This window comes from Planctomycetaceae bacterium, assembly GCA_041398785.1.
In the GTDB taxonomy this organism is placed as follows: domain Bacteria; phylum Planctomycetota; class Planctomycetia; order Planctomycetales; family Planctomycetaceae; genus JAWKUA01.
Genome location: JAWKUA010000004.1, coordinates 288498 through 301034, shown reverse-complemented (window position 1 = coordinate 301034; position 12537 = coordinate 288498). Strand labels below are relative to the sequence as shown.

9 protein-coding genes and 1 pseudogene are annotated in these 12537 nt (G+C 59.4%); 9 read left to right on the top strand and 1 reads right to left on the bottom strand.

All coding sequences use genetic code 11. The features are described 5' to 3' along the window. Positions 1 to 43: 43 nt before the first annotated feature. Positions 44 to 1522, top strand: a complete 1479-nt coding sequence (locus tag R3C19_06765; protein MEZ6060044.1) for a hypothetical protein — start codon at positions 44 to 46, stop codon at positions 1520 to 1522. 198 nt (positions 1523 to 1720) lie between these two features. Here the strand turns inward: R3C19_06765 and R3C19_06760 are convergent, their stop codons facing one another. Then, positions 1721 to 2854: a redoxin domain-containing protein gene (locus R3C19_06760; protein ID MEZ6060043.1), complete on the bottom strand. Its 1134-nt coding sequence runs from the start codon at positions 2852 to 2854 to the stop codon at positions 1721 to 1723. Between the two features lie 970 nt (positions 2855 to 3824). Between R3C19_06760 and R3C19_06755 the strand changes: the two genes are divergently transcribed. The 8 genes and pseudogenes from R3C19_06755 to R3C19_06720 all read left to right on the top strand — a co-directional run bounded on the left by R3C19_06755 (position 3825) and on the right by R3C19_06720 (position 12426). Then, positions 3825 to 4202 (top strand): hypothetical protein, encoded by a 378-nt coding sequence (locus tag R3C19_06755; protein ID MEZ6060042.1) that lies wholly within the window; start codon positions 3825 to 3827, stop codon positions 4200 to 4202. A gap of 221 nt (positions 4203 to 4423) precedes the next feature. Then, positions 4424 to 5494, top strand: a complete 1071-nt coding sequence (locus R3C19_06750) for an alpha/beta hydrolase-fold protein (GenBank protein ID MEZ6060041.1) — start codon at positions 4424 to 4426, stop codon at positions 5492 to 5494. Positions 5495 to 5552: 58 nt separating this feature from the next. Then, complete coding sequence (tgt, locus tag R3C19_06745; GenBank protein MEZ6060040.1) at positions 5553 to 6719, top strand: tRNA guanosine(34) transglycosylase Tgt; 1167 nt, start codon at positions 5553 to 5555, stop codon at positions 6717 to 6719. 168 nt (positions 6720 to 6887) lie between these two features. After that, positions 6888 to 10337 carry a DUF1553 domain-containing protein gene (locus R3C19_06740; protein ID MEZ6060039.1) on the top strand — a complete coding sequence of 1150 codons (3450 nt, stop codon included), beginning with the start codon at positions 6888 to 6890 and terminating at the stop codon, positions 10335 to 10337. Further along, positions 10334 to 11113 carry a hypothetical protein gene (locus R3C19_06735; protein ID MEZ6060038.1) on the top strand — a complete coding sequence of 260 codons (780 nt, stop codon included), beginning with the start codon at positions 10334 to 10336 and terminating at the stop codon, positions 11111 to 11113. The genes R3C19_06740 and R3C19_06735 overlap by 4 nt, the downstream gene beginning before the upstream one ends. Positions 11114 to 11430: 317 nt before the next feature. Then, complete coding sequence (locus R3C19_06730) at positions 11431 to 11823, top strand: hypothetical protein (GenBank protein ID MEZ6060037.1); 393 nt, start codon at positions 11431 to 11433, stop codon at positions 11821 to 11823. Continuing rightward, positions 11802 to 12248 (top strand): annotated as a pseudogene (locus tag R3C19_06725) (DUF1501 domain-containing protein). The gene R3C19_06730 and the pseudogene R3C19_06725 overlap by 22 nt, the downstream one beginning before the upstream one ends. Beyond that, positions 12241 to 12426 (top strand): DUF1501 domain-containing protein, encoded by a 186-nt coding sequence (locus R3C19_06720; GenBank protein MEZ6060036.1) that lies wholly within the window; start codon positions 12241 to 12243, stop codon positions 12424 to 12426. Before R3C19_06725 ends, R3C19_06720 begins: the two are co-directional and overlap by 8 nt. Positions 12427 to 12537 lie beyond the last annotated feature (111 nt).

The following is a 12537-nucleotide window of genomic DNA, read 5'->3' as shown; positions in this document are numbered from 1 at the left end:
GCGGCCGGTTTTCGCTCGATCAGTTTTTCTGCGGCGGGTCAGCATGGACAAGTTTGAAATCTCCTGCCCCGGCTGCGCTCGACAGCTTCGGCTGGCGGAATCTCAGCGTGAAAAGCAGGTGCGATGTCCTACCTGCAAGACGGTTTTCGTCGTCCGAGCGCCTCAGCGAGCCGCCAGCGCCGAAATTGCTGCCGCCGCACCGCAAGCGGACGGTCAACAGGCACCCGCAAAGTCGCCGGCCGCCGATTTGTCACCGCAGGCAAGGCGGGCCGCCAAGATGGCCATGCGTCGCGCTTCCGCGCCGAAGGCCGGAAAGAAGCCAAAACCACAGCCAAAGAACACATCGGAACCCCGGCCGGCACGGCGAACTCGCGCTGTCGCGGCCGAAGTGTACGACGACGATGCAGACGAGATCCACAACAACCCGTACACCACAAACATCGTCGAAGACTACGACGATCCGTTCACCGGCGCCGACGACTTCGGCTACGACGCCGGTCTGCCGCCGTCAGCTCCGAAGAAGCGAACGAGCCGTTCGTCAAACAACACCGGCCAGATCGTGGCGATTGCCGTCGCGGTTGTCGTGGGAATGTTTGCGATCGGAGGCCTGGGGCTCGTTGCATGGAAGTTTCTGCCCGGAATCGGCGGGAACATCGTCGACCTTTCCTACATGCCTTCAGACACCGCGGGCTTCATGAAGATCAACGTCGCCGACGTGGCCAGTTCTGCAATCTTTCGCGAGCGAATCGCCGGTAATCCGACGTTTCAAAATGCAACCGCCGCGATGGGACAGCAGCTGGGCCTCAACCTGAGCGACATCGACAGCGTGACGTTCGGGATCAGCTCGGGAGGCATGGGCGGCAGCATGTTCGGCGGATTGCCCTCAGGTTCCGGAGGCGTGATGGTGGTCAGAACGCGGGTCCCGGTTGCCGGCTCTTTGCTGGCGGCACAGTCGGTCAGCGGCCGGTCGGAGGAAACCTACAACGGCGAAGTGATCTATTCGCTCAACGGCCGGTACGGATGGTTGCCGGATTCCCGCACGATTGTCATCGGACAGCGCAGTCAGGTGGTTGCCGCGATCGACGGGAAAGGGAAACAACATCGCTTTCGTCAGTTCGACTTTGCCAGCAGCCGTTATGACATCCTGCTTGTCGGCGAACCAGGCGCCGCCGGGTCCACGTTTCGTACTCCAATGGGATCGTCACTGCAGAGAGACGCAAAAGGCATTGCGATGGGAATCAATCTTTCCGGCAGCGCGGAACTGAACTTTCAGGTCAATTGCAACAGCCGCGCACAGGCGACTGCCAGCGTCGAGCGGGCGGACAGGGACCTGGAAGATGCGAAACGAAACCTGGATCGGCAGATGGCGATGTCACCGTTCGTGAACGACGAACTGAAAAACGCTGCGCAGAGACTGATCGACGACGTCTCCGTCACCAGCAGCGGCTCGGTGGTGACACTGAACGTGACGATCCCGAGAGACGTCATCGACAAGGTCTTCAGCATGATCCCGGGAATGTGACTCCAGATCGCGCAAAGCGTTGGCGAGCAATTCGCACCTTGGCGAGACTGCTACCTGGCGTGTCCGCAGGCCGGCACTGACGACTGCCTTGTCCATCGTATTTTTGATGTGTGCCACTGGCTGCGCCAGTGTGTTCAAGGTTGCAGAGCACTGGCACGGCCAGTGGCACACGACCTATCGAGGCCGCCTGACGCCGCACTACTGCTTCCTGCTGGCGTAAGTGCGGCCGAGCAGGTCCGCCAGAGTTGTCTTGACTTCCTGCGGATCAATCTCACCCTTCCAGCGTCGGACGATTTTTCCGCCGGGTTCGATCAGAAGGGTATACGGTAACGGCCCCTGCCATTCGGCATCGACGATCTCTGCCAGTTCGTCACGACTGCCGCCGGTGAAAATCAGATTTTCGCTCGACACCTTATTCTTCTTCAGAAACTTCAGCGCCGTGTCGCTGCGTTCCACATCGTCAGTGTTCAGCGTGAACATTTCGAAGTGCCGGCCGCGATACATGCGGTTGATCGTGACGAACTCCGGCTGTTCGGCGATGCAGGGAATGCAGGTGATCGACCAAAGGTTGACCAGCCGGTAGTTCTCCGTCCGGTTGGCAACAATTTCCTTCAGCTTCGCTGCGTCGACCGTTGTCAGTTCGACCGGTTCGGCATTCCATTTCTCCACCGCCTGCCTGGCGGAATCTCGCTTGTCGGCCCATTTGGTGGAACAGCCAAAGACCCGTGTCGTTTCCACGGGAACCGGCCTGCCCGCCAACAGTGCGTCGATTGCATTACGAGCATCGTGGGACGTCGGCGTCTTGACTTCCTCATCGTCGATCCGACCCTGGTAGCGCAGTCGGCGGTCTTTGTCAAAGACAAACACGTGCGGCGTCGCCAGCACGCCAAACGCCGTTGAAACACGCTGAGTCTCGCCATCGTACAGATACGGAAACGTGTATCCCCGGCGCCTGGCGTGGTACTTCATGTCGTCCAGAGAATCGCCGACGTCCGTGTAACCCAGTTCGTCCAGCCGGACCGCAAGCGGATCGTTCGGTGAAATCGCAATCAGCCTGACTCCCCGATCGCGATAGTCGGCGTCGAGTTTCAATACGCGATCTTCATATGCCTGCGCGGTTGGACAGTGATTGCAGGTGAAGATCACGACCAGCATTTTCGCGTCTTTGAAGTCGCTGACGGAATACGTTTTTCCGTCGACCGCAGGCAGACTGAAGTCCGGAATTTTTGAACCGATCGCCAGCGGTTCGACGTCCTTCGCCGCGGCAATCGGAACCAGTGCATACGCAAAAACAAGCAGCCCACAAGAAGTTATTGCTGTCGTTCGTAACATCAGACCGGTCCTTTCATTCGAAGTGTCGGCGGTACGCTCGCGCAGGGAACTCTATCGAATCGACGGCCGGATCGGGAACGAATGACGGTCGTTCTGTCGTTGCCACTGTCATGGGCGACGTTTCCGATCGCGGCGTGCCAACGTGCGGATTAATGATGCTGAATCCCGTTGGACACGACGCCAACGGGAGGCGACTCCACCGCGACATGTGCAGACGCTTCACGGTCGGCGGGGGCGATGCGAGCTTCAAGGCGGCAGCTTGTACCCGGGCGGTCGTGCAAGTCATCCGGCGCCTCTTAAAGCTCGCGATCGACTCAGATCTCCTTGACGATTTAAGTTGACATGCCGAAGGCGTTTATTAGAGTCTGGGGTCATTGGGGACTTGTGATAGAGAAAATCGTCGCAATGAAAAACCCTGTTTAGACTGGCTGCGAAACTTGTATCGAGGGGAGGATTGATGAAGAGGTATGTGGCATTGCTGGCGATGCTGACTGTGGCCGGCTTCGTGCTGTCCGCTGAAGCAGAAGCCGGAAAACACGGGCTGTTTGGGGGATCATTCGGCTCTGGCGGAGGATCGTTTGGTTCGGGCGGTGGATCATTCGGTTCCGGTGGCGGGTCGTTTGGCTCGGGAGGCGGGTCATTCGGTTCCGGGGGAGGCTCCTTCGGTTCCGGCGGCGGTTCATTTGGTTCGGACGGTGGATCCTTCGGTTCCGCTGGTGGGTCATATGATACCTGCACGGCCTGCGATACGTGCAACTGTCGCAAGTGCCGTCGAGCTCGGCGACGATCGCATTCTCACGGCGGATCGTTTGGCGGCTCGTTCGGTGGCTCTTCGTCGTGGGGTGGCTCTTACGGATCAACGGGCGGAAGCTGGTCTTCATACGGCTCCACCGGAGGATCCGGCTCGTACGGCGGCGGATCATACGGTGGCGGATACAGCAGCTCGTATGGGTCCGCCGGTTCCTACGGAATGAGCTACTCCGCTTACGGTTCGACGGCAGCGGGGTATGCGGCAACGTCCGGCAGCCGTCCTGCCGCTTCTCAAGTGGCTGCCACGGCCGCCAGCCCACAGCCCACAACCTACGCGCTGCTGGTGCTTGAAGTTCCGGCCGACGCAAAGATCTATTCCGGCGGCAAGCTGGTTTCAGAAACGGGGACGACGCGAAAATTCCGAGTGCCGTCACGCTACAACGGTCAGCGATGCGACTATTCCGTTCGTATCGACGTTGTTCGCAACGGTGAGGTATCCAGCGTCAATCCGTCGGGCACTATCGAACCCGGCAAGACCGCCACGGTCCGAATTCGCGAAGTCGACACGGATCGGCTTGTCGCGGTCACTTCTTTGTAGCGCGTCGCCGCACCGTTCGCTTTTCCGGCGATCGATGATAAACTCATGAGTTGCCAGACCACCGGGGTCGCGATTTCGTTATCGCGACTCCGGTTTTTCGTTTGAAGAAAGGAGCCGCGTCATGTGTTTGTCCGTAACCATTCCGGCCGTTCCGGGTCACCGGCAGTCGTCGCTCGCGGAGAGGCCTTTGCCGGCTGGTTCTTTTCAGTATTGTGGTTTCGATGACGCAACCGGAAAGTTACAGCCAGAGTTTTCAGTCACCCGAAGTACATCCCGACGGTGCCGTGACGCTGCGGCTGCAGGCGCCGTCCGCAAAGTCGGTCGACGCATCGATCGCCGGTATAACGCTCACGCTGCGGAAGGATGCCTCCGGGCTGTGGGAAGCCACAACAAAGCCGCTGGAAGCCGGCATCCACGACTATTCCTTCACTGTTGACGGAACGCGGATGATTGATCCGTCAAACCGCATGGTCAAGAAGTGGTTTACGCTCGCCAGCATGGTGGAGATTCCTGGCCAGCCGCCGCTGCAGACGGAATTTCAGGACGTACCGCACGGGATTGTTCATCGCAGCTATTATCAGTCGACAAGCGTCGGACATCTTCGGCCAGTCGTGGTTTATACGCCGCCAGGTTACTCCGAAACGTCCGATCAGTTGTATCCGCTGCTGCTGTTGATGCATGGATACGGCGACGATGAAACCGCGTGGACCGAAGTCGGCAGAGCTCACCTGATCGTCGACAACCTGATCGCAATGGGCGAGATTCAGCCCATCATCGTCGCGATGCCGTTTGGCCACCCCGTACCGGTGAAATTCGGCGAACGTCCGGATGATTATTTCGGCACGAACAACGAAGCCTTTGAAAAGGATCTGACGCGCGACCTGCTGCCATATCTGGAAAGCACCTATCGCGTCCAGCACGACGCCGACGGGCGGTTCATTGCCGGCCTGTCAATGGGCGGTGGTCACGCCATCGACACTGGACTGAAGAATACGGACACATTCAGCGCGATCGGGGCCTTCAGCGCGGCGACGCCAGGCGGATCTGAAGAGGAGCTGGTGAACGAATACCCGTCGCTCAGCGGACCGCAGCCATCCGCAAATCGGCTGAAACACTTCTGGATTCCAATCGGTACGTCCGACTTCCTGCTGGATCGAAACGACGGCTTTACAGCTCAACTTACGAAACTTGGCATCACGCACACTTACAAGAAAACTGATGGCGGCCACGAATGGAAGCTGTGGCGAAAGTACCTGCCGGAATTTCTGAAACTGGTGGTTCCGAAGTCGTAAGACGGTGACGGCGCCTCAACCATTGCACAGCACGATCGCAGCGCCGAATTTTGCAGAAATGAACTCATCCATTCCTGAGTGGACTCCCGGCGGCGGTCTGCATTTTCAGTTGCTGGCGTCCAGCGATCGAGCCCGCCGGGGCCGCTTCGTCACCGCTCACGGTGTTGTCGAAACGCCTTCCTTCATGCCGGTCGGAACTCAGGCCACCGTCAAGTGCGTCCTGCCGTCGCAGGTCGCCGAAACCGGTGCTCAGGTCGTGCTGGCGAACACGTATCACCTCGGCATTCTCGACCGCACGCAGATCGTCGAACGGCTCGGCGGCCTGCACAGCATGATGCGCTGGGACCAGACCATTCTGACCGACTCCGGCGGCTTTCAGGTCTTCAGCCTTCCCGATCGGCAGATCACCGAAGAAGGCGTCAGCTTCCGGTTTCGCAGTGGCAAAAAGGGTGGCGACGGCGAACAGGTGATGCTGTCTCCCGAAACGGCAATGGACATTCAGCGGCGACTATCCGCCGACATCGTGATGGCCTTCGACGAATGCGTCGACCACGAAGCGCCGCGACGATACATGTCCGAATCGCTGGACCGCACTCAGCGCTGGCTGAAACGCTGCAGGGAATGTCCGCTGCAGGATCATCAGCATCTGTTCGGCATAATCCAGGGAGGAATGGAACTGGATCTGCGCAGCAAGGCGGTGGAACTGGTCACATCGCTGAAACTTCCGGGTTACGCCATCGGCGGAGTTTCCGTCGGAGAAGGGCACGACGCGATGGTGCGAGTCGTCCGACACACGGCTCCGCTGATGCCCGCGGATCAGGTGCGGTACCTGATGGGAGTGGGCTTGCCGGAAGACCTGGTCGCTGCCGTCGGCTGCGGCATGGACATCTTCGACTGCATCATTCCCACGCGCTACGCTCGCGAAGGCACCGTTTTCACGTGGGACGGCAAGATGCGGATTCAGGACAAGCGATTTCGAAAAGACCGTTACGTCATCGACACGTCGTGCCAGTGCGTTGCCTGCGCCAGTGGGTTCAGCCGAGCCTACCTGCGCCATCTGCTGTTCGCGAATGAACCGCTGTACGAGACGCTCGCCACACTGCACAACCTGCACTTTTACCAGGACCTGATGCGAGCCATGCGATTGGCCATCGAAGAAAATCGCTTCACCCGCTGGGCTCGTAGTTTTGAAGACCGTTACTTCGGCCCGAATTCCGGGCGATAGCGCGGATCCGTCGGCGCGTTCGGGCTACCGCGGCCGGAATTACGATCGGCAAGCGTCACAAGTGCCTCGCGGGTTGTCGGATTCGCGGCTGAATGTTCATCGGCCCGTTGATATAATTCGGCCAGATCGTTTTCCTGCCCCCGCACCTCCTGCGACTGCCTTCCGATCATGCTCCGCTCGCTCTTGCTGACGATTGCCGCGGTGAACTGGATTTCCGTGGCTGCTGCCGATGACATCGACTTCAATCGCGACATTCGACCGATCCTGTCGAACAAATGTTTCGCCTGCCACGGACCCGACAAGGCGAAACTGCAGGCCGGACTAAGGCTCGATAAGGCGGAAATCGCCACGTCGGAACTTGATTCGGGTTGCGTCGCCGTCGTGCCCGGAAAACCGGGCGACAGCGAGTTGGTGTATCGCATCACCAGTGATGACGACTCGATCAGAATGCCGCCGGCGGAGTTCGGCAAGCCGCTGACCGAAAAGGAAATCGCGACGCTGCGGGAATGGATCGAGCAGGGAGCGAAATTTGCCGCTCACTGGTCCTACGTCAGGCCGCAGCGCCGGGAACCTCCCGCGCCGGCCGGCGAATTCGCAAGCTGGCCGAAGAATCCGCTCGACAATTTCGCTCTGCAGCGCATGCAGCAGCACGGCCTGAAGCCGTCGCCCGAAGCCGATCGGTACGCGCTGGCTCGACGCGTTTCACTCGACCTGACCGGCCTGCCGCCAACGATCGAAGAGGTCGACGCATTCGTCGCCAGTGATGATCCTCAGGCGTACGAAAAGTTTGTGGACGATCTGCTGAAGCGGCCCGCTTTCGGCGAACACTGGGCTCGAAAGTGGCTGGACCTGGCCCGCTACGCCGACAGCGCCGGCTATGCCGATGACCCGGCGCGAACAATCTGGGCCTACCGGGACTGGGTGATTCGAGCGATCAACGACAACATGCCGTTCGACCAGTTCACCGTCGAACAACTGGCCGGAGACCTGCTGCCAAACGCCACGGAAGACCAACTGATCGCCACCGCATTTCATCGCAACACGATGACCAACAGCGAAGGCGGCACCAATGACGAAGAGTTCCGCAATGTGGCGATCGTCGACCGAGTCAACACGACGATGGCCGTCTGGATGGGGACGACGATGGCGTGCGCTCAGTGCCACAGCCACAAGTACGATCCGATCACGCAGGAAGAGTACTTCCGCTTCTTCGCGATTCTAAACAACACGCAGGACGCCGACCGGCGCGATGAAGCACCGCTGCTGGAGTTGTACACCGACGAACAGAAGCTGCGGAAACGCGAGTTGCAAGCCGACATCGAACGAATGCAGAAGGAGATGTCCAACTCAACGCCGGAACTCGTCGCTTCTCAACAGAACTGGGAACAACAACTGCGGACAAGTCCGACGTGGACCGCTCGCAAGCCAGCCTCAGTCAGCAGGCTCAGCGGCCAGGCGTCACAGGTTTTGGATGACCGTTCCGTGCTCATCGCGGACGCCGCAAAGACAGACACGTACACCGTCGATGTCCCCGTGGCAGAATCGTTCGCCGCGATTCGCCTGGAAACTGTGCCGCATGAATCATTGCCCGACATGGGCAGCGGATTTGGCGGAGGAAACTTCGTCATCACCGGCGTCCGAGCTCAGTTGATTCCGGATGGCAATTCACCACCGACGGCTCGCTTCGTCCGGATCACGAATCTCGGCAAACAGCAGATTCTGTCGCTGGCCGAAGTGGAAGTCTTTAGTGCTGGAAAGAACGTGGCTGGCGAAGGCAAGGCCACGCAGCATTCCACCGCATTCAACGGTCCGGCCGAACGAGCCATCGACGGCAACACCGACGGCGACTACCAGAAGAATTCCGTCACGCATACTGAAACAGTCGACAACCCGTGGTGGGAACTGGATCTCGGACGCGACGTGTCGATCGAACGAATCGCCGTGTGGAACCGCACTGACAACAACCTGCAGTCGCGGCTGAGCAACTTCACGATTGAACTGCTGGACGCCGATCGTAAGCCCGTCACGCAGCAAACAATCGCCGAACCGCCGAATCCCTCGGCCGAGTACTCATCAGCCAACGTCCGCAACCTGACGCTTTCGCAGGCGTTCGCCGACTACCACCAGCCAGGCTTCGAACCGGCTGACGTACTGTCCGGAAAAACGGGCAACGACGACGGCTGGGCTGTCGGCGGCAGTACGAAGAACACTCACCAGTTGGTGCTGGTGGCAGACAATCGGGTCGAAGTCGAGCAACCTGCAACGCTGCGAATTTCCATCGAACAGAATTCGCCGCACGTCAATCATCTGCTCGGCCACTTTCGCATCGATACCACTCGCGACGATGCGGCCATTCAGCGTTCAAAACTGCCTCAGCCGCTGCTGGCGATTTTGGACACCGCCGCGGATCAGCGATCACAGGAACAGTCCGATCAGCTTGCCGCACACTACCGGCAGCACATCGCGGCGGAACTCGCTTCGCAGCGACAACAACTGGCACAGGCACACGCGGAACTTGCGGCTCTCAAGCCCGCGACGTCCGTTCCCGTGCTTCGCGAAGTCACCGACCAGCGCCGTGAGACGCACCTTCAGTATCGAGGCAACTACCTGGATCAGGGCTCGGTTGTGAAGGAGGGCGTTCCTGTCGTATTCAATCCGCCGCCCGAAAACCGGCCAATGGACCGGCTGGCTCTGGCCGAATGGCTGACCGACGAGGCCAATCCGCTGACGGCTCGCGTGCTGGCCAACCGCTACTGGGAAACGCTGTTCGGCCGCGGCATCGTGCTGACCAGCGAAGAATTCGGATCGCAGGGCGAACTGTCGACGCATCCCGAACTGCTCGACTGGCTGGCCGTCGAACTCATGGAATCCGGCTGGAACAGCAAGGCCCTGATCCGCACGATCGTTACGTCGGCGACATACCGGCAATCGGCGAAAGTGACTGCCGAAGCTGCCGCAGCCGATCCGGACGATCGCTGGCTGGCTCGCGGCCCGCGAATTCGTCTCAGCGCCGAAATGGTGCGAGACCAGGCTTTGGCAGTCAGCGGACTGCTCAGCGACAGAATGTACGGTCCGCCGGTGAAGCCGCCGCAGCCGAACCTCGGTCTGTCCGCCGCATTCGGCAGTTCCACTGACTGGCAGACAAGTGAAGGAACGGATCGCTACCGCCGAGGACTTTACACAACCTGGCGGCGCAGCAATCCGTATCCGTCGATGGCAACGTTCGACGCGCCGAACCGCGAAGTCTGTACCGTCCGACGAAATCGCACCAACACGCCGTTGCAGTCATTGGTGACGCTGAATGACCCGGCCTACGTCGAAGCCGCTCAGTCGCTGGCACGCCTCGCATTGCAGCATTCAACCGTTCGGTCCGAACAGATCACACACGCGTTCCGACGTTGCCTGTTGCGTCATCCGACTGACGCAGAAGTCGCGTCACTGGTCGCATTGTTCGAAGATACAAAGGCCCGGTTATCCCAAACGCCGGAAGACGCCGCCAAGCTGGCCACCGATCCGCTCGGCCCGGTCCCCGCAGGCCTCGACCCCCTCGACGCCGCCACAATGACCGTCGTTGGCAACGTGCTGCTGAATTTGGATGAGATGTTCTTGAAACGATGAGACAGGGAAATCCCTTGACGGCGAGAGTTGAGAATCCATACCGCCCGCCGGAGGCACGGGATCTGCAACCTGTGCTGCCAGACATCGATCTGGGCACTGTCCCGGGCGGCTATGTGGTTGTGGGAAGAAATATTCTGTGCGGGCAAAACTGCGCGTTGCCGAGAATCTGTCTCCGAACTGGCCGCACCGACGGCTTGCAGCGCCTTACGTTGACCATCAATGTCCTGCCAGCGTGGTTAACTCTGTCAAGAGTTCTGGGTTTGCTACTTTGGCCTGGAATGATGCTACCGCTCGTAATCGCCTGCATTTCGATGTGGATTGACGTAATCAACGGAACAGTTGCTGCTGACCCGGATGACTATTTACGTACCGGGGTAATATTTAGCGTCGTGTTTGCGGCATTATGGGCAATGCTAATCGGCGCCGTAGTCCATCGAGTACGAAAACGCATCGATTTGGAGTGTTCGATCAGCAGGTTCCCGTTGCTCCAAAGAAAACTCTTCTGGGGGTGGGTCGCCATCGGCATTTTGTGCTTGTTTGGGTTGAATCATGCAGATGAACACGGTGTGCTAAATCTGGTTCTGCTCCAATCTTCTTTGATGGTCTCTGCTACGATAATCCTTCTGGGGTATTTCGGACCGCACATTCGGCACGGGCTCTACCTCTCTGCGGTTGACCATCAACCTGGTGTGGCAAAGCTCGAAGGATTGTCGCCAAAGGTTCTCGCCGCTCTGGAACAGTGGAAGCCAACCGAACAGCAATGCGCACCGGGCTGACGCCCGGTGCTAACCGAGGACCGCCCCGCCGAGGCTTTCAACCAATGGCCAGTCCATCAATCTTTCGTTCAGCAGGACACCTGGCTCACAACCGCCAAAGGCTACGCAGTCCCAGGACGACTTTCCATTAGCACCGGGCGTCAGCCCGGTGACAGCGTTTCCACACCAAAGCTCCGGAGGAGCGACATTGGCATTCAGTCCGTAATATGACACGCCCGCCTCCGGAACTTTGTCCTCATCTGATCCATGCATGTTTGAGGTAATCTCGATATGAACCCATTCCTCGCCAACCTTCAATACAACACTCGTCGCCACGCTTGTCCACATCCGGAGTCGGACTTGGGGCCATCGCACTGCCGTCCGGTGGTTCGGTCAGTGCGGACATTCCCATTGATTCCATGCAGCCGCTGGCCGAGCGTCAGCCGCACTTCGAACCGAAGGCCAAACGAGTCATCTATCTGCACCTGACCGGGTCGCCGCCGAACCTGGACATCTACGACCACAAGCCGGAACTCGTGAAACGCAGCGGGCAAGACTGTCCGGACGAATTTCTGGAAGGTCGCACGTTTGCCTTCACGTCCGGTGTCCCGAAGCTGATGGGAACGCCACGTACGTTTGCTCAGTACGGCGAAGCGAGGACTCACAATGGACGCCGTCCCAAACTTCCACGCCGGATGTTGTCGACGAAATGTGTTTCATCCATTCGATGAACACCGAACAGTTCAACCACGCTCCGGCCGAACTGCTGATCTACACCGGTTCACCGCGTTCCGGCCGGCCGTCGCTCGGTTCCTGGGTGACGTACGGCCTGGGAACGGAGAATCAGGATCTGCTGGCTTCGTGGTGCTCATCAGCAGCGGAGTCCAGCCGAACGGCGGAGCGAACTCCCTACGGCAGCGCGGCTTCCCTGCCGTCGGTGTTCCGTGGAGTCCAATGCCGGTCCAAGGGCGATCCTGTGCTTTACGTCTCCAGATCCGGCGGGAATGGACCGCACCTGCGTCAGTGACGATCGCTGGATGCTCTGAAGCAGCTCAACGAACTTCAGGCTCAGGAACTGGGACAACCCGAAACGCTGACACGGATCGCTCAGTACGAACTGGCGTTCTGCATGCAGGCACGGCCTGACGATGGACATCACTTCCAGGAAACTCAGGCCACTCAGGAAGCCTACGGGCGCGAAACCCGGCGAAAGCAGCTTCGCCAACAACTGCCTGCTGGCTCGCCGACTGGTGGAACAGGGAGTCCGCTATGTGCAGCTGTTCGACTGGGGCTGGGACTTCCCACGGCACCGGACCACAGGAAGGACTCATTGACGGGCTGACGAACAAGTTCGCCAAGACCGACAAACCCATTGTCGGCCTATCTGGGATCTGAAACAACGTGACATGCTGAAAGACACACTAATCATCTGCGGAGGCGAAATT

Bases quoted from the DNA above. Each gene is read 5' to 3' on its own strand.
- R3C19_06720 (MEZ6060036.1), top strand. From the start codon at position 12,241: ATGGACATCACTTCCAGGAAACTCAGGCCACTCAGGAAGCCTACGGGC.
- tgt (MEZ6060040.1), top strand. From the start codon at position 5,553: ATGAACTCATCCATTCCTGAGTGGACTCCCGGCGGCGGTCTGCATTTT.
- R3C19_06755 (MEZ6060042.1), top strand. From the start codon at position 3,825: ATGAGCTACTCCGCTTACGGTTCGACGGCAGCGGGGTATGCGGCAACG.
- R3C19_06760 (MEZ6060043.1), bottom strand. From the start codon at position 2,854: ATGTTACGAACGACAGCAATAACTTCTTGTGGGCTGCTTGTTTTTGCG.
- R3C19_06750 (MEZ6060041.1), top strand. From the start codon at position 4,424: ATGACGCAACCGGAAAGTTACAGCCAGAGTTTTCAGTCACCCGAAGTA.
- R3C19_06735 (MEZ6060038.1), top strand. From the start codon at position 10,334: ATGAGACAGGGAAATCCCTTGACGGCGAGAGTTGAGAATCCATACCGC.
- R3C19_06740 (MEZ6060039.1), top strand. From the start codon at position 6,888: ATGCTCCGCTCGCTCTTGCTGACGATTGCCGCGGTGAACTGGATTTCC.
- R3C19_06765 (MEZ6060044.1), top strand. From the start codon at position 44: ATGGACAAGTTTGAAATCTCCTGCCCCGGCTGCGCTCGACAGCTTCGG.